This is a genomic window from Agrobacterium larrymoorei (assembly GCF_005145045.1).
GTDB lineage: Bacteria > Pseudomonadota > Alphaproteobacteria > Rhizobiales > Rhizobiaceae > Agrobacterium > Agrobacterium larrymoorei.
This window is the reverse complement of sequence record NZ_CP039692.1, coordinates 499,205-518,766: the sequence shown is the minus strand read 5'-3', so window position 1 is coordinate 518,766 and position 19,562 is coordinate 499,205. Positions and strand designations below refer to the sequence as shown.

Sequence of the window (19,562 nt, the reverse complement as noted above, 5' to 3'; positions counted from 1 at the left end):
AAACAGCTGAATACTTTACAGCCAATCTACGTACTGGATTGCTGTAGTTGTGCCCGGCCACAAAATGCCAGCAACAATCCTAGTCCGACTGAATGCCAAGATAACATGATGTGTCGGTGCTGCCGAGACAGCCATTGGCATATTCATAAGCGCGTTAGCATCTTACCGTCGCAGTCGCCCCGAAGCGACATTGCGAACCTCTCAGTTTGTCCTCACGAGTGATTCCAGGGGGATTGTGTCAAGCACCCAACCGTTAGGATGGGCGATCTGGAAGTTTATGAGAGCCAAATCAGCACCGTTGACGGCTCTATCCAAAGCAATCTCTTTGGCTGTTCTCATAGCCTCGACGCACGCGGTTCTGTCATCGGCAAATTCGGCGCCGTGCTCTTCTATCATTTCACTCTCCCCACGTCGGAGCCTGAAGCAATACATAGGCAAACTATCATTCCTTTTTAAAAAAATCCTCTTCCGAGGGCGCAAGCGCCAACCGATTGAATTGAAGTTGAACACGAGTTTGGCGCGTGATGATAAGTCTTTCTAAAGCCTTCCGACTTTTCTGTGAGATGCTTACAAATTTGTTGCAGAGGCTCAGGAGGTTGCACATCGCCGTGTGGATAACGATTGATTGCCCCAACCGAAATGTCGTGACCTGCAGCTACATCGCTTTCACCAATGTCGGTCTGAAAGTTTCGCAATGAACGTCGTCGCTTGCTAGCTTTATTTCGGTCAAAACTTGAAATCGTCACCTACAACGGAAGTGCCCTTCGCGTTCGCCGGGGCGATCCTCGTTACACCCTACCGCGAGCATCTGCGAGGCATTTTTAGAATCATGAGCCCCCGAACTTCTTTATCAAAAACTTTCGCTCGCATTTCCTCTACCGCTCGCACCGGCGCCACGCTAGCTCCATGTTGCCTTTCTCACTAAAGCTTGGGTTTCCGCCTTGCTTCCAAGCCTGCCTAAGCGTTGTGGTGACCATCGGGTTTCCCAAAAAGAAGAACGCTTTGCCACGACGATTTCCTAGAACGGATGTCGGCAGCCTTTACCGGCCTCGTTGAATATGCTTCCGTCTTGTTCAAAGGGGGAGTGTGCTTCTCACTGCATAGCTGTTCAGCAACTTCTCGCGTTTAAAACATTTTGACATGTGCGATAGGGTATTGGCCATGTCTTCGATCATCAAAGTGACCCGGCAACACAAATAAAATCCGGTGAGGGGCACTGCATTACAAGTGATTATGACTTTTGCCTGGGCTTACGTGGTCAGAAATAGAACAGCCCTGAATTACACGGTCATCGCTCGGCGCCCAACCGCGTGTGAAGCCATGACCCATTGCCGCCACCGCAATGTTTAGTTGATGCTGCAAGTGCTCGATCTCCTCTTGCATCGCCTGAACTGCCGCTTTGGCATCTCCGTCGTGGCAATCAAGGATATAGTCGGCGACATCGGACTCGTCTGGTCTCACGCGCATGCGTTTTAACTCCCTGTTGGTCTCCACCGTCAGCAAATGGAAGGCCGCCGCTGGCATTTGTTCTTATTATGTTCTATCCGCTCTGTGAGTCAAGAGCACCAGAAGGCATGATCGTGATCATGATGGCTGCGCAGTTAAGCAGACACTAGCGGCATGAAGTTTAAGCCGTACGCTCGGCATTAGGTGGCTTTTTTAGTTTCTGCTCAGGAACGCAATAGTGCGCAATTCGTTCTCCTTCCGCAACTTTACACAAAGGGAGAGAGTTAGTGAGCATATTCGGCAAGATCAAAGACGCCATCTTTGGCGGTGCAGCCCACGCAGAACAGGCGTCGCCATCAGCTGCTGAGCCAACTCCAGCTCCATCCTCCATTCCGGAACCAGCCGCAACGACCGCGCCACCCGTTGGCGGGACGGGGCAGGGCGTACCGGGGACCTCCGGCGCGTCTGCACCAGTTCCATCTGCGCCAACAACGGCAGGTGCAAACCAGAACGTTGACGTTGCCTCACAGCTTGACGCCGCAGTGAAGAACAGCGGCCAGAAGCTCGACTGGAAGCACTCAATCGTGGATTTGATGAAGGCTCTCGGGATGGATGCCAGCCTGGCTGAACGTAAGGAACTGGCGCACGAGCTAGGATACACTGGCGAGGCAGACGGTTCGGCGGCGATGAACACGTGGCTTCACAAGGCGCTTCTCAAGAAGCTGTCTGAGAATGGTGGCAAGGTTCCGGCCGAACTGCTGGACTAACGCCTGTAAGTTAAGGTGGCGCCAATTCTCCGTTATTCGCATTTGCGAATGAACTTTTTACCACACCGATGGTTATCGATCCGAGCGCGGTTGTGCTCGGATTTTTACATTTGAACCGACTGCTCTCAACGTCGGCTCGTCAGGGAGACCCTTTATGAATTCCATCATCTATCTAGTGGGACTAGTCGTCGTAGTTCTATTCATTCTCTCACTGCTGGGGCTACGCTGATGGTAGAGCCAACATTGGTCGAAAACCCGAACCGCAGTTTCGTTGACTGGCCAGCCATTTTTGCCGGAACTGCAATCGCATCTGGTACCATGGCCGTGTTCACTGCGTTCGCTGGTGGGTTAGGGTTGAATGCAATTTCAGCCGACAACGGCGGTGAGATCAGCACTACGTGGCTTATTATAACCGGCCTGTTCGTAGTCATCTCGATGGTCGCATCTTACATGCTTGGCGGTTACATCGCGGGCCGTATGAGGCGCCCGGCCTCGGAGACTACGACACGTGACGAACGGACAACCCGAGACGGTGTAAATGGTCTTGTTGTATGGGGCATCGGAACCGTCGTTTCAGCGTTTCTCGCGCTCGGCGTCGTCTCTGGTGGCGCGAAGGCCGTCGGGAGCGTTGCTCAAACGGCCGTTGAGGCAACAGGTTCAGCTGTCGGTGGTGCGGTGCAAGGCGCCGGTCAGCTAGCCGGTGGCGTTGTTTCTGGCGCAGGTAACGCCGTCGGTGGTATTGCGCAGGGCGCGGGACAAGCTGCTGCTCCTAGCCTTGAGCAATCCTTGCCGCAGGGTCTAAAAGCAAATCCCATTGAATACTTCACAGACACCTTGTTGCGAACCGACACTCCTGCACTCAATTCCGATCCCAATAGTGGTGATTTCCAGCGTCAGGCTGGCGGCATACTAAGCAACTTGCTGTCCACAGGTGAAATCTCAGATGCTGATAAGGCATGGATGGCTAACCAAGTTGCCGCACGCACAGGTATTCCTCAGGCAGATGCGCAGAACCGGGTTAATCAGGCTGTAGAACGTGTTCAGTCGGTACGTGCTACGGCGCAGCAGCAAGTCGATGAAGCTCAAAAGAAAATCGATGAGCTGAAAGCGCAGGCCGAAAAGACGATGCAGGATGCTAAAAATGCAGCAGCAGACGCGGCCGAAAAGGCGCGTATCACTGGCATTCTTACAGCGTTCCTATTGGCAGCGTCGTCGCTTGTTGCGGCAGTAGCAGCATATATCGGCGGTGTACATGGTGGACGTCACCGCGACGAAGGTCGCGTGTGGGGTGGCCTTGCTTACCGAAAATAGGACGGCGCGAAGGCGGAACCAAACCCGCATTGGTGCATTACTACAGCCAAGTAGCTTGCGCACTGTCCACGGATGTACTGGCAGAGGATGACAAGCGACAGGAAGGTCGGTGCGGTTTCGCCCCGGCCTTTTTTGTTTAGGCACTGCACGCGGGTTGGATGGATTTCGAAGAATGACGCCGCTTTGTGTTTCTGCAACTTGATCACCGAACGACGCGCTTCCATTTTTTGGCTTGGGTCAATTGTATGAGAGTCTTGTAGGCGGCGAGAAAGTGTAATCGCTAGGCGGAAAGAGCTCCTTTGAATCCGCTTTAGCGACCTCTCTTGGCACCCACACCAGGAAACTTCGCCTTTTGCAGGTCGATCTCGTATCCGGTTTGCAGGTAAGCTCACTAGACGGTTTCCGACTGCTGTTTCACTTTTATTGAAATTGCTACCGTATCGCTTGTGTCATCGAGGGTGATGGCTTGAAGCTCGCAAGGACAGAACGCAGCTGTCGCTAGACGTCACTACTGACGAGGCGCCAATTGTCCATAGGCTCGCGAAAATGTAACAGTGCCACCTCGCGACCGTTCGATGGCAGGATCGTAGGGCGTTACGCACGAGCGGATGGGGTAGGCGCCTCTGCTCGGCGACGTGCTAGCGTATAATTAAGATATAGGAAGCAGCATGACTGCTATCCCATATCTCCGATTGTTGATGGTGTTGCAGGCGTCCAAGCAGCCCGTATACACTCGATAAAAGTTTCAGAACTGGCGTCGGAAACCTGCGGTTACCGCATGGCTGCTGAAGTCTGTGCTCGAACTACTGCCATCGGTAGCCGTAAAGTTAAAGTTGTCGGCTGCCGTGTAGCGGTAGCCGATGTCGAATGTCGTGTTGCTGAAGAGCGCGCTCTCTCTGAAAAACGAAATCGTATCTAGCTTTATACCGACACCCGCATCGAGGTGGTAGGCGAATTTGGTGTCGTCGTCATCGATGGCAATGCCGGCCACGCCTTGACGGTGAAGTTCCAAATTCATCGCACCTACACCGCCACCGAGATAGGGCGTTAAAGCCGTTGACGTCGCGATATCGAGATAGCCGTTGACGTAGCCCTGGATCGCACGCGCTTCTCCGAACGAGGCGTTCCCGAAATTCACCCCACTAACCGTATGTTCATTAACGTCGGCCGTCCCGTAGCCAATTTCTAGTTCTAGACGCGGCGAAACGATCCCGTAGCCACCAAAGCTGTAACCGGTTCGTAGCGCGCTATAAAAGCCGAGGTCGTAATCAGTGCTAATGCTCGCAGCACCAGACGTGAAGTCCGTGTCATCGAGGAAGGTTAGGCTGCTGAGCGTACCGAGGTAGAAGCCGCCGGGGTTGGATGCCACGACGGGTTCATCTGGAGTGAGCATGTCGGCGGCATGCGTCGTTGACGCCAGTAGCCCCAAAAGGCTAAAAAATTTTAGATATCGATTCATTTGAAGACCTTTCGGAGAAACCATATTGTGATTCTGATCTGGTCACACTTAGGTTTCGCGGTCGAGTTCCTCCCCGCTCCCAAAGCTGTTTGTCCGGTCACGATATCTGCAGGTGTTGCGCGCGTGCAACCATGCGTTTGAAAAACTGTATAAAGCGCTAATCCGTTCAGCATGTTGATATGTGCATAGTCGCCGAGTGCTAGAGCCTCTCTGAGTCCGTGACGCTGGTGACGGACGAACATAAGTTGTCATGATCGTGAGACGTCGGTCCTCTGCCGGTTTAATGCTTATCAAAATTTGACCCTATTTCGATCGATGCCGTGATCCGGCTTTTGGCAGCGGGTGGTGAAGAGAGTTGCAGAGATTGCACCAGACCAAGTATTCTGTTCGGATTGACGACAGATACCGTCGAAACTAGTCGGATGTCATTGGTTGAGGCGTGATGCGATGAAGTCAATAAACACTCGTACGCGCGCGGGTGTATTCGCTCCGCCGACAAACACCGCGTGAATCAACTCGACATCGCCAGGATTGAACTCTTCTAGTATCGGCACAAGCCTCCCAGTGGCAATGTCCTCGGCGACGCTGAAGGCGCCGACCCGAGCGATCCCTACGCCAGCGGCTGCAAGCTGACCAAGCGTCTCGCCATTGTTCGCCTCGATGCTGCCTTTCACCGATAGCGTGATGTCTTGTCCCTCGAAGCGGAAGGGCCAGATCGGCTCAGCGCGCCGAAAGTTGAAATTAAGGCAATTGTGCCGGTACAGATCATCAGGTGCCGTCGGCATACCGTGGCGATCAAGATACTGCGGCGCTGCCACGATTATGCGTCGATTTTCGCCAAGCTTGCGTGCGGTCAGCAAACTGTCGGTGAGTGGGCCAAATCGTATCGCTACGTCCGCCTGCCCAGCCGCGACATCAATGACTGCGTCGGTCAGTGCAATATCGATTAGGATATGTGGGTAGAGCGCAGCGAATTCATCGAGAAGCGGCACCACGCATAGTCGCCCATGCGACAGCGCGGCGCTGATCCTCAGCCGCCCGCGGGGTGCGCCCTGATCGGCGATTTGCTGCTCGGCGTCGTCGAGATCGGCGAGGATGCGACGTGCGGTCTGCAGATAGGCCTGGCCTTCAGCTGTCAATATCAGGGCGCGGGTCGAGCGCAGTAGCAGCCTGACACCAAGCCTGGCCTCTATCCGGTCGATTGACCGCGCGACTGCCGATGGTGTCAGACCAAGGGCACGTCCGGCAGCGGAAAAACTGCCCTCCCGCATCACCGTTGCGAAAACCTCAAGTGACCTTGCCCTGTCACCGCCAATGATCACCTTTGCATCCAAATCAAAAATCCTTCGCGTTGGTAACGGCTACTGCGGCATCCTTTGACCGATTATTTATGAACTCATATAGCAATTGGAGTGAAGAGACATGGAATATCGTCAACTGGGTTCATCAGGATTGCGCATACCGGTGCTTAGCTTCGGCACCGGGACTTTTGGCGGTACTGGACCGCTTTTTGGTGCGTGGGGCCGGAGCGACGAGACAGAAGCTCGGCGGATGGTCGATATCTGCCTTGAGGCCGGCGTCAACCTATTCGACACTGCCGACGTTTATTCCAACGGTGCGTCAGAAACGGTGCTTGGCGCGGCGATCAAGGGACGTCGCGACAAGGTGCTGATCTCGACCAAGACCGGTCTGCCGATGGGGGATGGCCCACAGGAATGGGGCGCATCGCGCGCCCGGCTCATCCGCGTGGTGGAAGACGCGCTGCGTCGGCTCGGCACCGATTACATCGACCTGCTTCAACTCCACGCTTTCGATGTTTCCACTCCGACAGAGGAGTTGATGGCCACACTCGATATGCTTGTTGCAGCAGGCAAGGTTCGTTACACCGGTGTTTCCAATTATCCGGGCTGGCAGCTGATGAAAGCGCAAGCGCTTGCTGACCGCAACGGCTGGCCGCGCCTAGTCGCACATCAGGTCTATTACTCGCTGATCGGGCGTGCCTACGAGGCGGATCTGATGCCTTTGGCAGCAGATCAGGGTATTGGTGCGCTCGTTTGGAGCCCGCTTGGCTGGGGCCGACTGACGGGAAAAATCGGGCGCGACCGGCCAATTCCCGAGGGAAGCCGTCTCCATGAGACCGAGCAGTTCGCGCCGCCGGTCGACGGCGAGTATCTCTACCGCGTGATCGACGCATTGGAGACCATCGCCGCCGAGACCGAACGAAGCGTGCCGCAGGTCGCGATCAACTGGTTGCTCCGTCGACCTACCGTCGCCTCTGTCATTATCGGCGCGCGCAATGAAGCGCAGTTGCGCGACAATCTCGGTGCAGTTGGTTGGGCCTTATCGGATGACCAGATCAAGGTGCTCGACGCGGCGAGCACTGTGTTACCTCCCTATCCTCACACGCCATACCGCCAACAGGAAGGGTTCGCCCGCCTGCATCCGGCGCTGGTTTGAGGAGTCGGTCGATGAAATTCAATTTTGGCCTTCTGGCGTTGTCGGTCGGCGCTTTCGGCATTGGCGTAACTGAATTCGCGCCGATGGGGCTGCTCCCCGTCATAGCTGGAGATCTGGGCGTGTCGATACCAACTGCCGGGCTGCTCATCAGCGCCTATGCCCTCGGTGTGGTGATCGGGGCACCGTTGATGACGTTGACGACAGCACGCGTGCCAAGGCGGACGCTCCTTATCCTGCTTGCTGGTATCTTCACATTGGGCAACCTACTGGCGGCGATCTCGAACAGTTACGGCGTGCTGCTGGGAGCCCGCATCCTTACCTCGTTGAACCACGGTGCATTCTTCGGTGTCGGTGCGATCGTGGCGACCAGCCTCGTTCCTGCGGACCGTCGCGCCGGGGCGGTGGCGGCGATGTTCATGGGACTGACAATCGCGAATGTGGTCGGCGTTCCGATTGCGACCTGGGCCGGCGATTATTTCGGCTGGCGCGCTTCGTTTTGGGGCATCGCAGCGTTGGGTGTAGCGACGATGGCTGCGCTTCGACTGACATTGCCCGCGCTACCGGCAGAGCCCAATGGAAATGCGATGGCGGAAATGCGCGTCATGAGGCGCGGAGAAGTCCTTGGCGCTTTGGGTCTAACCGTTCTTGGGGCGAGCGCGATGTTTACCGTTTTTACCTACATCACACCGATCCTGAAAGACGTAACTCAAGCTTCGCTTGGTTTCGTCACAGCGATGCTAGTCACTTATGGCGTCGGTTTGACCGCAGGGAACTGGCTGGGCGGGCGTTATGCTGATCGCTCTGTTGATCGCACGCTGATCGTTACCCTGGCGTCGCTTGCCGTGATACTCACCATGTTTGCCCTGTTAATGTCCTTCAAGGTCCCGACCGCTGTCCTAATTTTCTTATGGGGCGTCGCGAGTTTTGCGCTAGTGCCGCCGCTTCAGGTGCGGATCATGAACGCAGCTTCGGATGCGCCAAACCTCGCGTCCGCGATGAACATCGGCGCGTTCAACTTGGGCAATGCGATCGGAGCTGTGCTAGGCGGCGGAGTGATCGCGACGGGGCTGGGGTATCCTTCCGTGGCGCTGGCTGGCGCGCTGGCTGCTGCAATGGGTTTGCTTGCGATGCTTCTCACCGTGCGCAGGGGAACAAGCAACCTCGATAGCCAGTCTTGCGAAACGTCGGATGTCGCAGTGGACACTCATCATCTGTAGACGATTTTCCATGAACCCAGACAGATTTTCGCAATTTGACTGGGTCCGTGCGACTTGGCAACCCACGAGTGAGATCCGATTTTTCCATTGATCTTGCCGATAGATAGCCATTTCCCAAGTTTAGTGCAGGTAGTTTGGTCCCCTAAGAACTGCAATCGTACCTACTTCATCGGTTTGACGAACTTTGCCATCTATGGGTATCCGAGCCGTCAGCTGGTTCATCATCAAGCTGATCGGGCCAGCGCATTTGGCCAAGCCGCGTCGCTCAGCCCAAAATGCGAGCGTAGCGTGCTGCCCTCATATTCATGCCGGAACAGGCCGCGCCTTTGCAGAATTGGAACCACCTCGTCAGCAAAGACTGCAAGCTGACTGTTGATGATCGGCGGCATCACGTTGAAGCCGTCGGCGGCGCCCGTCCTGAACCAGTCTTCGATGATATCGGCGACCTGCTCCGGTGTGCCCGTCGCCACAAAATGCCCGCGAGCGCCTGCGAGTTTGCGAAGTAACTGCCTGAGCGTTAGATTTTCTTTGAGCACCATGTCGATGTAGCCGACCACCCGGCTCCTCGATGCTTCTACCCCATTCGGGTCGGGGAAGTCGTCCTCGGTCAGTGTGCGGTCAAGTGGCAGGCGGCTAAAGTCGTGGCCACCGAACCGTGCTGAGAGACGCGTCAAGCCGACATCCGTGCTGGTGAGGTCGTCCAATTCCTCCCAGATTTGCTCAGCTTCTCTGGCGGTGGAACCGATGGCCGCGCTGATGCCGGGTAGGACAACGATGTCTTCCGGACTGCGACCGAAAGCGGCTGCCCTGCTTTTCACATCGGTGTAGAACGCCTTGGCAGAATCCTTCGTCATGTGGGCGGTGAAGATGGCCTCGGCCCACCTTGCAGCAAAGCCGCGGCCTGCATCGGATTGTCCGGCCTGGATGTAGACAGGGCGAGACTGAGGGCTCTCTGGAACGTTGAGCGGTCCTTTTGTCCGGTAGTGCTCGCCGGCATAGTTCGCTGGTGTCATCCGATCACGATCAAGATATCGTCCACCCTCGCGATCATCGAGGACCGCATCTGCCGGGAAGCTTTTCCAAAGAGCATCGACCGCCTCCAAGAACTCCTCTGCCAACTTGTAGCGATCGCCGTGATTGACATTCTTCTGCAGCCCGTAGTTTGCCCCTGCCTCAGGAGCCCAAGACGTCACGATATTCCATCCAGCGCGGCCGTTGGATAGGTGATCCAGTGTCGCGAACTGTCGCGACAACGTGTAGGGCAGACTGTAGGTGGTGGAGGCCGTCCCGATGAGGCCAATCTTCTTCGTATGGGCTGCAAGCAACGAGAGAAGAACGATTGGCTCGAGGGATCCCGACGATGCAAGACCGCTGCTATTGCCAGCGGCCAGTGTGTCGGCGAGGAACACTGCATCGAACTTCGCCCTTTCAGCAATCGTCGCCGCCTCGACATAGAGCGCGAGGTCAGTAAGTGCCTTGTGGTTCGCTTTTGGGTGCCGCCATGCGCCCTCATGGTGGCCGCGGGACATAAGGAAAAGGTTCAGGTGTAGATTGCGCGACATCGGGATGCCTTTCAAATGCTGTCGGCTTCGACGCCGAGGCTCTTAAGCAATTTCTTTCGGAGGTAGGCGACTTCGGCTTGGTGTTCGTGGCGAGGATGCGGAAGCGAAATCGCATGATCTTCGGCGATGCTGCCATCCTTCAGAACAAGGATACGGTCGGCCAGAAGCAGGGCCTCGTCCACGTCGTGCGTAACCAGAATAATCGTCGGTCGTTTGCGCTCCACGAGGCGCATCAGCAGAGCCTGCATCTTCAGGCGGGTGAGCGCATCGAGTGCACCGAAAGGCTCATCGGCAAGCAAAAGGTCCGGCGTGCGGAGAAGGGATCTCGCCAGCGACGCACGCTGCTTCTGGCCGCCAGACAGTGTGGAGGGCCACACATTGGCCTTGTCAGCGAGCCCTACATCCTCAAGCATGGAAAGCGCTGACGTTTCAGGCTCAGGTCGGCGCAGACCGAGCGTCAGGTTGTCAATGACCGTTTTCCACGGGAGAAGGCGGGAATCTTGGAAAAGAACAGAGAAGCTCTCCGGCGCGCTGAAGTGTCCCTTGGTTTCGGCGTCGTCGTCAAGACCTGCGAGCGCCCGTAGCAGCGTCGTCTTCCCCGAACCGGACTCACCGAGCAGGGCGACAAACTGTCCGGCCGGGATCTCCAACGAAATACGGTCGAGGACAGGCTTGCCCTCGAAGCTGCGAGAAAGGTCACGAAGAACTACAGCGTTAGTAACATGTGCGTTCATGAGCCAAGAGCCCGTCTGTAGGAAAGTACTTTGTCTTCGACATACCGCACGACCGCATCTGACAGGAGGCCGAGCAGAGCGTAGATTATGATGCCCACAACGATAATATCCGTCTGACCCCAGTCTCGAGCTCGGTTCATCAGGTAACCGATACCCGTTTGCGTGTTGACAAGCTCGAGAACGACTAAGGCCGTCCAGCAGAGGGCGACCGCGAGCCGTAGTGAGACGAAGAAGCCGGGTAGAGCTCCTGGTAGGGCGACATGCCGGATGAACTCGGCGCGGGTTAGCCCGAGAGTGCGGGCAAGTTCGACATGGCCGATATCAATACTACGTAGCGCCGCATGAGTATTGATATAGACCGGAATAAGGACTGCGGTAAAAATAAGGAATATTTTCATCGCCTCGCCGATGCCAAGCCAGATAATGACCAGCGGGATAAGAGCGAGTGTAGGTACAGCCCGCTTGATCTGGACGAGGCCGTCGATGAGCGCCTCACCGGTTCGCGTCAATCCTGACAGAAGAGCAAGGATCACGCCGACGGTCACACCCAGAAAAAGCCCGGAGTACGCGCGGGCTGCCGACGCTGCAAGATGCGGCAGCAGGCTGCCGTCCAGCACCATGTCATAGCCTGTCGCGATTGCCGTCGAGGGCGCGGCGAGCGTGCTCGGAGACAGCAGGCCCAGACGGGACGCGGCTTCCCATACGATTAGAACTATGACTGGGCCAACCAGTCGCGATCCTGGTGGCAGCTTGGCGGGAACGAGTTGCGTCGAGCTCTTGCGGACAGCAAGATCGAAGTGCCGAACTGTTTGCCTTTTTGTAATTCTGCCTGATGATATGTCCGTCATACGACCTCCGATATCAGCGAGACTGCTTGATGACGGTATCGAACGTATCGACAAATGATCCCTTGGCGTCGAACCGCTCCTTAAGCGATCCGGACTGGTAGAGGATGTCGATCAGTTTTTGATGGTGGGGTATCGCCTCGACGGAAGTTTGGAAGACGAGCGGAGACTGCCCGGCCAAGATTGCTGAGGTGTCATCCGGGGAAACGCGTTGGAAGTCGGTATAGTAGAACTTCGCCCAGTCTTTGTCGTGTTCGTTGCTCCAGTTTCCCGCTTTCACGAAAGCTGCCAGAAACTGCCTGATAGCCTCACTCTTTGCAGGATCTGCTAGAGCTTCGGGGCGGGCATAAAAATAGGAGGTGCTCGGCAACAACCGCCGCTCCTCAGGGTCGAGTACAGGACTTGCCCCTACCTGTTTGGTGAGCCTCGTGACGAAGGGCTCCTGCAAAACGGCGACGTCGACTGCTCCGGACCGCAGCGCATCAGGAAGGTCAGCCACGCGGAGATTGACGAGCGTGACGTCCGCAAGTTTCAGGCCCGCCCTGTTCAATGCCTCGATCAGGAATACCTGGCGGCCCGATCCTTCGACATAGCTGAGCTTCTTGCCCTTGAGCTCGGACAGCTTGTCGATCTTGAGACCTGGGCGGCTCGTCAGGCGATACTGAGCGACTTCACGCGTGAACGTTCCGACAATCGGCAGAAGCGTTCCGGATGCGCGAGCCTGAATAGGTGGAGTATCGCCGACATAGGCTATGTCCAGAGCGCCCGCCCTGATAGCCTCAAGGATGGCTGGTCCGCCGGCAAAGTTAGGGTATTCAACATCAAATCCGAGGGTTTTCTGCTCTCCACTGGCTTCCAGCAGATTGCGCACTAGTTCAGCCTGATCGGCAACGATGAGCTTGGCTGCAGGTTCGGCCGCTTCCGCTGAGGGAGCAACCAAGACAAGAGCCGAAAGTAAACCAGCAGCAGACGTGCGCAAGAAAATTCTACGATACAAGGAATTTGCTCCGTTTTCAGCCCGCAATAATGCGCGCAGCTGGCAGGTTGGAATTCCTCTTAGTTTAACAATACTCTACAAAATCCATAGGGTATCTTGATGCGAGTAATCCATGAATTCGGTATTTCTGTTCTCTGCGCAATGGTGATTGGTAGATGAAAAATCTCGGCATCTGTTCTCAGCGCGCAGATTGGTTTGCCTGACGCTCTTCCAGGATGACCGTCATCATATGCCGCAGAGGTTCGCGACGTGTGACGGCCTCTACGCTGGCATGCGAGGAATGCTCGCAAGAAGTTTGCGAGTGTATTCGTGACGCGGGGCGGTGAGAATGCTTTGGGTGGGACCGTTTTCAACGATCCTGCCCTTTTCCAAGATGATGGTGTCCTGGCAAAGCGAAGCAACCAGACCGATGTCGTGTGACACGACGACGAACGTCACAGTCTCGGACAATTTCTTCAGCAGTTCGACAATCCGAATGCGGGTAGACAAGTCCAGGGCGCTGACGACTTCGTCGGCAAATATGACCTCGGGCCGGGAGATTATCGCACGCGCGATTGCTATCCGCTGACGCTGCCCTCCGGAGAACTCATGGGGGTAGCGGTCCATCAGATCATCCGCAGTCAGTCCCACGGACTTCAGCGCTTCCGCAACGGCTTCCTTACGGTCACCGGCGATTTTGAGAGATCGGAGCGGTTCGGCAACGATGTCCTTGACTTTCTGGCGAGGGTCCAAAGAGGAATATGGATCCTGAAAAACCGCCTGCACTCTCTTCCGAAATCCACGCATGAATTCTCGGCTTCCGGTGTCCAGAGGTTTCCCTTCGATATGGATTTCGCCACTCTGCGGTCTGTTGAGGCCGAGCATCAGCCGCAGAAGGGTTGTTTTTCCTGATCCCGATTCTCCAACAATGCCGATGTTTCGTCCTTTCTGCAAAGTCAGGCTCACATCTTGAAGCGTCGCCTGCTGCCGATTGTAGCCGAACGAAACATTGCGGACATCTATCAAGCTCATCAATTCATTCCCAGTGCATCGTCGAAGGCTCGCGCAGCTGCTACGAGGCTTTGCGTATAACTATCTCTCGGATGGCGAAAGACGTCATTGATTGCTCCTTGCTCTGCCACATGTCCGTTACGCATAACGACGACCCTTTCGACGACGCTTGCGACGACCGGGAGATCGTGGCTGACGAAAAGGAGAGACATGCCGCGTTGTCTAACGAGGGAGAGCAGCAAATCAAGAATCTCGACTTGGGTCGTGACATCGAGCGCCGTGGTCGGCTCATCTGCGATCAGTAATTGCGGACGGCATGCTAGTGCCATTGCAATGGCAACTCTCTGGCGCTGGCCGCCGGATATCTGATGCGGCCATGATTGCGCGATGCGATCTGGATCGGGAAGGGCAACCTGCCGAAGCAGGCTCAGAACTTCTCCGTCGGCGGTCTGTCTGTCCAGCGAGCGGCCATCCCGTTTTGCGCGACGGAGCACCACTTCCCGCACCTGTCTGCCAAGCTTCATCAAGGGGTCCAGCGCTGTCAGCGGCTCCTGAAAGATCACAGCAGATGCCGTTCCGCGAAGAGGCGCCAAATCCTTGTCGTGACTTCCGATGACCTGTTTTCCAGCGAGAAGAATAGAGCCGCTTGCATACAGGCCCTCCGGTAAAAGTCCTATTGCCGCCAGTGAAGTCAGAGACTTGCCGGATCCGGATTCACCTATAAGGCCAAGTCTCTCGCCTTTGTCGATCTTGAAAGAAACATTCGAAACGAGTGTCTTTGGGCCTGCATTGATCGACAGATTTTCAACGTTGAGAATAGGGTTCATGAACGGCGCCTCCTTATGGGGTCCGCCAGATCGCGCAGCTCGTCTGCCACGATATTGATGGCGATCACCAGACTGACCAGAGCAATACCCGGCGCGACTGCACCGAGCGGCGCGGTGTAGACCGTGCCCTGCGCTTCCTGAAGCAAGCGCCCCCATGAGGCATTGGGAGGCGGGGCACCGAGACCGAGATAGGAAAGCGACGCTTCCGTAATGATCGCCAAACCGAACTGTAAGGCGAGATTGACGAGCAGGGTAGGCCAGATGTTCGGCAGGATGTGGTGGACGATAACCCCTGCCCATGAGGTGCCGGAAACGCGCGATGCGGTAATGAAGTCCATGTTCAGGACGCGTTTTGTCAGAATACGTGTCAGGCGGGCAACAATCGCGGAATTGGCGATCCCGATTGCGACGATTGCTGTCCACAGACTGGCTCCATCCGACGCGGTGACGATGAGCATGGCGAGGAGCAGGGTCGGAAAAGCAATCATGATATCGAGTGTTGCCGCCAGCGCATCATCCAGCGTTTTCGATGCGAAGCCACAGAGCAACCCCAATACTATGCCGATCACGCCGCCGATGATGACTGCCCCGATACCAACAGTCAGCGCAATGCGGGACCCAATCATTATCAGCGTCAGGAAATCGCGCCCCAGCCTGTCAGTGCCAATCAGATGAAGGATAGAAGGGGGCTCCAGCCGACCACCGGCCATTGCATTCGGATCGTAGGGTGTCCAGACGAGTGTCAGCAAGGCGATCAGAATGTGAAGAGCAACGATGCCGATGCCGATCAGAAATATCCGGGAAAAGCGGCGGCGACTGATGATGCTGTCATCGGCCAATTGAATGTCTGTCATCCCTGTCTTCCTTGCATGCTGGAGCGAAGTCGGGGATCGATCAGCCTTTGCGAGATATCGGCAATGAAGCCGACGATGAGAACCAGCAGGGTCGAAATCACCAGCACGCCCTGCACGGAAGGATAGTCTCGCTGCTCAATGCCAAGAAGCAGCATGGAGCCAAGGCCCGGAAGATTGAAAACGCGCTCCACGACGACTGCTCCGAGCAGAGTAGACGCCAACTCGATACCCATAATCGATATGACGGGAACAGAGCCATTGCGAATTCCGTGCCTGACAAGCGCTTCGGAAAAGGTAGCGCCGAGCGCGCGGGCGGTGCGTAGATAGTCGCTTCCCAGAACATCCTGCGCTGCCGAGCGGACATATCGGATCAAAGATGCCGACATAACGATAGCAATCGTTGCTACCGGCAAAACGAATGCGGTCAACGCGGAATCGAGTCTCTGCCATCCCCTTGCAGGAAACCCACCAGAGGGCAGCAGTCTGAGGTTAACGGCGAAAATCGTGACGAGAAGAACGCCGATCCAGAAGACGGGCACGGCGATGCCAAGCTGAGAGACAACGCTTATCGCCGAGCCGTACCAGCGTTTTGATTTGACCGCAGACAGAATGCCTAGCGGCAGGGCGATGGCGACGGCAATCAAAAATGAAATGGCAGTCAGAGGCAAAGTTATCGAAAGTCTGCGCACAATCTCCGGCATGACCGGTGACTGGCTGATGAAGGAGTTTCCAAAATCAAAGCGGCAGATACTTTTGACGAAATGAAGAAACTGCTCTGACAGCGGCTGGTTCGAACCGACCTGCTGTCGGGCAGCCTCGATCTGCTCCGGGTCGGCGCCAACCGATAAAAGAGCGTTTGCAGGATCGCCCGGCAGAAGGCGGAGAAAAATGAATAGCACCATCGCGGCTATGAGAATAGAGCCGATCAATATCACGGTGCGGCGGAGCAGATAGGAGAGAATTTCTGTGACCCTTCAAGCAGGAAAACCGCCCGACGAAAGTCAGGCGGTGGACTGTATAACGAAGATACGGTGCGCGGGAGAGCCCGAGCGAGTTCAATCTGCCTTTTTAATTCCGGCAACGAAGAACTGCGAGTTCAGGCCGTTGACCGGGTATCCTGTCACGGACTTTGAGGAGACGACGATCTGTGGATAGAGGTATAACCAGTTGCTGGCCGCATCCTCTGCGATGATCACGTTGGCTTCTTTCAGTTTTTCCGTCTGCTCATCGGTCGTTGCACTGGCTTCGGCCTGCTTGACGAGATCTACCACCTTGGGATTGTTGTAACCCCAATAGAAGTCGGGGTTTCCGTAAAACACGACATCGCGGTGGTTCACATGCTCCTGCAGGGTCGCCTGGAAATCATGCGCTTTGTAGACCTTCGTGTACCATTCATTGGCCGTGATGATATTGATATTCACCTTGACGCCGATCTTAGCCAACTCGGATTGGATAAATTGTGCAGCGATCGGGTGTGGATCGTAATTCGGCGTGTCGATGGTGAAGGTAAAGCCATCGGGATAACCGGCTTCCTTCACGAGCGCCTTGGCGCTTTGTGGATCGTAGGCATCCGTTGAGGTCAAATCGACATACCACGGATCGGTAGGGGGAACCATGGAGCCGATCAGGGAGCCGTGATCACCCCATACCGCTTTGAGAAGCTTTGCGTCGTCCACTGCACGAGCAAGCGCCTTGCGGACCTTCACGTTGTCAAAAGGCGCAACGCGATCATTGTATGCAAGCAGAAGCTTCGTGGTGGATTTGCCTTCGGCCACGGTGAAATCTGCATTATCGGAGAACTGGCGGAGTGAATCCGGGCTTTGAACCGAGGTGATGATATCTACCGAGCCGGTGAGAAGTGCATTGTTGAGCGCCGTTGCTTCGGTGAAATAGTGAAACACGACGTCGGCATTGCTGGGCTTTGCGCCCCAATATTTCTCGAACCGCCCAATTGCGAGCGACGAACCACGACGCCACTCGGTCAGGCTGTACGGCCCCGTACCATCTTCCGCCGCCGTCAGATTTGTCACCTTGTCATTGACGATCCAGACGTAGCTCAGATTGTAGGGGAGAGAGATCGAGCGGGATGTGAGCTTGACGACAACGGTTGCATCGTCAGGTGTTTCAATGGTCGCAATGGTTTTGAGACTATTTTTTCGGGAGCTTTTGGATTCCGCCGCCGTCACGCGTTCAATGGAAAATTTGACATCCTTGGATGTCAGGGGATCGCCCGAGTGAAATGTAACGCCGGGCTGTAGCTTGAATGTATAGGTAAGGCCGTCTTCGCTGACCGTATAGTCCTTGGCAAGAACAGGCTCGACCTCACCTGCATCGGTCAGTCGGAAAAGGGCTTCATAGACATTACCGTTGAATGCCTCGTTGATACCCTGTCCAGCACCGGCAGTATTATCCAGGTTCTGGGGCTCGTATAGCGATCCGATGTTGACCGTTGCATCCGCGTCGAAATCCTCTGCCATGAGCGGGCCAGCAGGGAGAGTGCTGATCAGCAGTGCGAGTGCAGTCAGCGCAAACTTTCGGGAACGGGTAGTCTTCAAGGTTACCCCCGGTTGGGTCGTCAAGCCGCTCATTTCATGTCCTCATAGACGGGCCGCTACAGCCGTTGCTTTAGGTCTGCACAATATCCGAGCTGAAGCGAGAAGCCAGATCGGCAACGATCTGGGACTCGACGTTTAGGAAATGTCATTCGATTAAACGAGCAAGTAGTGGAAATTTATTCCGGCTGGCGCTTTCTTCCAGCGTCGGCTAAGCCATTGACATGTTTGGCATGGAGAGTAGCCGTGAGTGGTATCGATAGAACGCGTGCAGAGCGGCTGATGAGAGAGGCCGGACTTGACGCGCTGGTTCTTTTTCAGCCGGAAGCCTTTCAGTACGCCATCGGTGCTCCGGCGGGCGTGGCGACAATGTGGGGCAGGGCGGGAGCTGCAATTGCTCTTGTGCCCACAGATGCTCATTTGCCACTGGGGGCAATCGTCAGTGACCATGCTGCGGCTGTCATGCGACATAAGGCAGTAGATGTCGATCTGAGGACGCATCGCATATGGATCGACACGGTCGATCTCTTGGGCGTTGAATCGGTCGCAGGAATTGACGAGGCCTATCGACGTACCGGTGTATCGGGTCAGAGGCCGGAGACCTTCGATCGCGCAGCCTGTTTCGACCTCTTGTCCGATATGCTGAAGGACAAAGGTCTCATGGGGGGCAGGATCGGCGTCGATCTCGAATGCATGCCAGCGGCTGATTTTGAGGCGTTGAAGGTATCGATTCCTGGAATTCAATGGGTTGACGGCTCGCTGGTGCTGCGACGCCTGCGAGCCATCAAGACCCCCATGGAAATCGATAGGTTGAGGCGCGCGGCACATGCCGCGGAGGGCGGGCTTGAGAGTATGATGCAGGCTGTTCGTCTCGACGTCCCGGTGGCTGAACTGTCTACGGCTTGGAAAGCGGGTGCGCAGGATGCGGCACAGGTTGGCGGCTTTGCGCTGAGCGGGCATTGGGATTTCATTTCCGTCGGCCCCAATCTTTCAGACGGTGCCGCCAGGGTTACCCCAGGTGCGCTCATCAAAGCGGATGTCGGGACCCTTGTTGAAGGTTATTCCTCTGACGGTGCCCGCACATTTACATATGGCCCCACGTCGCAATTGGGGCAGGATATCTTCAAGGCATTGGAGGCAGCTTTTGACGCAGGCCTTGAACAGATCAAGCCAGGAAATGCTTTCGGTGCTGTCCACGATGCAATGCTCCGCTCCATGAGACGCGATGGCTTCGGCGAATATTACCGCGGGCATTTCGGCCATTCGGTCGGCGGCAATGTAGGTATCGAGGAGTGGCCATTCTTCTCCGCTAACAATCCAGAACTCATCGAAGCAGACATGGTGGTTGCACTCGAGGCTCCGTTTTATGGTCAGAACTTCGGTGCGCTTATGATCGAGGACCAGTTTCTAGTCACGCGTGGCGGAGCGGAATGCATGAACAAACTGCCGCGAGTACTACGTGATCTCTCCGGGGATGGGGGTTGATCCGCTCCCGCTTCGACCCCCTCCTGAAAGAAATTTTCTTTTTTCACTTCTAATATGAG

General features: G+C 55.8%; 18 protein-coding genes. 5 read left to right on the top strand and 13 right to left on the bottom strand.

The annotated features are described in order from the left end of the window. Nucleotides 1-201: 201 nt before the first annotated feature. Both CFBP5473_RS16675 and CFBP5473_RS16670 read right to left on the bottom strand, forming a co-directional pair. Complete coding sequence (locus CFBP5473_RS16675; protein ID WP_413228978.1) at nt 202-432, bottom strand: DUF6894 family protein; 231 nt, start codon at nt 430-432, stop codon at nt 202-204. A gap of 789 nt (nt 433-1,221) precedes the next feature. Further along, nucleotides 1,222-1,524, bottom strand: a complete 303-nt coding sequence (locus tag CFBP5473_RS16670; RefSeq protein ID WP_084631688.1) for a hypothetical protein — start codon at nt 1,522-1,524, stop codon at nt 1,222-1,224. 209 nt (nt 1,525-1,733) lie between these two features. Between CFBP5473_RS16670 and CFBP5473_RS16665 the strand changes: the two genes are divergently transcribed. Together CFBP5473_RS16665 and CFBP5473_RS16660 are read left to right on the top strand one after the other, a co-directional pair. Further along, nucleotides 1,734-2,213 (top strand): DUF3597 domain-containing protein, encoded by a 480-nt coding sequence (locus tag CFBP5473_RS16665; protein ID WP_027675934.1) that lies wholly within the window; start codon nt 1,734-1,736, stop codon nt 2,211-2,213. Between the two features lie 228 nt (nt 2,214-2,441). Beyond that, nucleotides 2,442-3,524, top strand: a complete 1,083-nt coding sequence (locus CFBP5473_RS16660) for a DNA-binding protein (RefSeq protein WP_027675933.1) — start codon at nt 2,442-2,444, stop codon at nt 3,522-3,524. 745 nt (nt 3,525-4,269) lie between these two features. On the opposite strand, the gene CFBP5473_RS16655 is transcribed toward CFBP5473_RS16660, so the two are convergent. Both CFBP5473_RS16655 and CFBP5473_RS16650 read right to left on the bottom strand, forming a co-directional pair. Next, nucleotides 4,270-5,007, bottom strand: coding sequence for an outer membrane protein (locus tag CFBP5473_RS16655; protein WP_106389423.1), 738 nt, complete (start codon nt 5,005-5,007; stop codon nt 4,270-4,272). Between the two features lie 401 nt (nt 5,008-5,408). Further along, on the bottom strand, nt 5,409-6,317 hold the full coding sequence (locus tag CFBP5473_RS16650; protein WP_136954391.1) for a LysR family transcriptional regulator: 909 nt from the start codon (nt 6,315-6,317) through the stop codon (nt 5,409-5,411). Nucleotides 6,318-6,405: 88 nt separating this feature from the next. Between CFBP5473_RS16650 and CFBP5473_RS16645 the strand changes: the two genes are divergently transcribed. Both CFBP5473_RS16645 and CFBP5473_RS16640 read left to right on the top strand, forming a co-directional pair. Then, nucleotides 6,406-7,440 carry an aldo/keto reductase gene (locus CFBP5473_RS16645; RefSeq protein WP_027675930.1) on the top strand — a complete coding sequence of 345 codons (1,035 nt, stop codon included), beginning with the start codon at nt 6,406-6,408 and terminating at the stop codon, nt 7,438-7,440. A gap of 11 nt (nt 7,441-7,451) precedes the next feature. Then, nucleotides 7,452-8,657: an MFS transporter gene (locus tag CFBP5473_RS16640; protein ID WP_027675929.1), complete on the top strand. Its 1,206-nt coding sequence runs from the start codon at nt 7,452-7,454 to the stop codon at nt 8,655-8,657. A gap of 224 nt (nt 8,658-8,881) precedes the next feature. Here the strand turns inward: CFBP5473_RS16640 and CFBP5473_RS16635 are convergent, their stop codons facing one another. The 9 genes from CFBP5473_RS16635 to CFBP5473_RS16595 all read right to left on the bottom strand — a co-directional run bounded on the left by CFBP5473_RS16635 (nt 8,882) and on the right by CFBP5473_RS16595 (nt 17,943). After that, on the bottom strand, nt 8,882-10,219 hold the full coding sequence (locus CFBP5473_RS16635; RefSeq protein WP_027675928.1) for an LLM class flavin-dependent oxidoreductase: 1,338 nt from the start codon (nt 10,217-10,219) through the stop codon (nt 8,882-8,884). A gap of 11 nt (nt 10,220-10,230) precedes the next feature. Further along, a complete protein-coding gene (locus CFBP5473_RS16630) occupies nt 10,231-10,953 on the bottom strand; it encodes an ABC transporter ATP-binding protein (RefSeq protein ID WP_027675927.1) in 723 nt (240 codons plus the stop codon). Further along, the gene (locus CFBP5473_RS16625; protein ID WP_027675926.1) at nt 10,950-11,801 is read right to left on the bottom strand and encodes an ABC transporter permease; all 852 of its coding nucleotides are present in this window, start codon (nt 11,799-11,801) and stop codon (nt 10,950-10,952) included. Before CFBP5473_RS16625 ends, CFBP5473_RS16630 begins: the two co-directional genes overlap by 4 nt. Before the next feature lie 13 nt (nt 11,802-11,814). Further along, nucleotides 11,815-12,777, bottom strand: coding sequence for an ABC transporter substrate-binding protein (locus CFBP5473_RS16620; RefSeq protein ID WP_234881844.1), 963 nt, complete (start codon nt 12,775-12,777; stop codon nt 11,815-11,817). A gap of 279 nt (nt 12,778-13,056) precedes the next feature. Beyond that, the gene (locus tag CFBP5473_RS16615) at nt 13,057-13,806 is read right to left on the bottom strand and encodes an ABC transporter ATP-binding protein (RefSeq protein ID WP_027675924.1); all 750 of its coding nucleotides are present in this window, start codon (nt 13,804-13,806) and stop codon (nt 13,057-13,059) included. Continuing rightward, the gene (locus CFBP5473_RS16610) at nt 13,806-14,612 is read right to left on the bottom strand and encodes an ATP-binding cassette domain-containing protein (RefSeq protein WP_027675923.1); all 807 of its coding nucleotides are present in this window, start codon (nt 14,610-14,612) and stop codon (nt 13,806-13,808) included. The genes CFBP5473_RS16615 and CFBP5473_RS16610 overlap by 1 nt, the downstream gene beginning before the upstream one ends. Beyond that, the gene (locus CFBP5473_RS16605; protein ID WP_051441304.1) at nt 14,609-15,466 is read right to left on the bottom strand and encodes an ABC transporter permease; all 858 of its coding nucleotides are present in this window, start codon (nt 15,464-15,466) and stop codon (nt 14,609-14,611) included. The genes CFBP5473_RS16610 and CFBP5473_RS16605 overlap by 4 nt, the downstream gene beginning before the upstream one ends. Continuing rightward, nucleotides 15,463-16,416 (bottom strand): ABC transporter permease, encoded by a 954-nt coding sequence (locus tag CFBP5473_RS16600; RefSeq protein ID WP_219276214.1) that lies wholly within the window; start codon nt 16,414-16,416, stop codon nt 15,463-15,465. Before CFBP5473_RS16600 ends, CFBP5473_RS16605 begins: the two co-directional genes overlap by 4 nt. A gap of 105 nt (nt 16,417-16,521) precedes the next feature. Further along, a complete protein-coding gene (locus CFBP5473_RS16595; RefSeq protein ID WP_234881877.1) occupies nt 16,522-17,943 on the bottom strand; it encodes an ABC transporter substrate-binding protein in 1,422 nt (473 codons plus the stop codon). A gap of 321 nt (nt 17,944-18,264) precedes the next feature. Here CFBP5473_RS16595 and CFBP5473_RS16590 point away from each other — a divergent pair, with 321 nt between their 5' ends. After that, nucleotides 18,265-19,503 carry a M24 family metallopeptidase gene (locus tag CFBP5473_RS16590; protein ID WP_027675920.1) on the top strand — a complete coding sequence of 413 codons (1,239 nt, stop codon included), beginning with the start codon at nt 18,265-18,267 and terminating at the stop codon, nt 19,501-19,503. Nucleotides 19,504-19,562: the final 59 nt, after the last annotated feature.

Bases quoted from the DNA above. Each gene is read 5' to 3' on its own strand.
- CFBP5473_RS16675 (WP_413228978.1), bottom strand. From the start codon at position 432: ATGTATTGCTTCAGGCTCCGACGTGGGGAGAGTGAAATGATAGAAGAG.
- CFBP5473_RS16670 (WP_084631688.1), bottom strand. From the start codon at position 1,524: ATGCCAGCGGCGGCCTTCCATTTGCTGACGGTGGAGACCAACAGGGAG.
- CFBP5473_RS16660 (WP_027675933.1), top strand. From the start codon at position 2,442: ATGGTAGAGCCAACATTGGTCGAAAACCCGAACCGCAGTTTCGTTGAC.
- CFBP5473_RS16655 (WP_106389423.1), bottom strand. From the start codon at position 5,007: ATGGTTTCTCCGAAAGGTCTTCAAATGAATCGATATCTAAAATTTTTT.
- CFBP5473_RS16645 (WP_027675930.1), top strand. From the start codon at position 6,406: ATGGAATATCGTCAACTGGGTTCATCAGGATTGCGCATACCGGTGCTT.
- CFBP5473_RS16640 (WP_027675929.1), top strand. From the start codon at position 7,452: ATGAAATTCAATTTTGGCCTTCTGGCGTTGTCGGTCGGCGCTTTCGGC.
- CFBP5473_RS16635 (WP_027675928.1), bottom strand. From the start codon at position 10,219: ATGTCGCGCAATCTACACCTGAACCTTTTCCTTATGTCCCGCGGCCAC.
- CFBP5473_RS16630 (WP_027675927.1), bottom strand. From the start codon at position 10,953: ATGAACGCACATGTTACTAACGCTGTAGTTCTTCGTGACCTTTCTCGC.
- CFBP5473_RS16625 (WP_027675926.1), bottom strand. From the start codon at position 11,801: ATGACGGACATATCATCAGGCAGAATTACAAAAAGGCAAACAGTTCGG.
- CFBP5473_RS16615 (WP_027675924.1), bottom strand. From the start codon at position 13,806: ATGAGCTTGATAGATGTCCGCAATGTTTCGTTCGGCTACAATCGGCAG.
- CFBP5473_RS16610 (WP_027675923.1), bottom strand. From the start codon at position 14,612: ATGAACCCTATTCTCAACGTTGAAAATCTGTCGATCAATGCAGGCCCA.
- CFBP5473_RS16605 (WP_051441304.1), bottom strand. From the start codon at position 15,466: ATGACAGACATTCAATTGGCCGATGACAGCATCATCAGTCGCCGCCGC.
- CFBP5473_RS16595 (WP_234881877.1), bottom strand. From the start codon at position 17,943: ATGGCAGAGGATTTCGACGCGGATGCAACGGTCAACATCGGATCGCTA.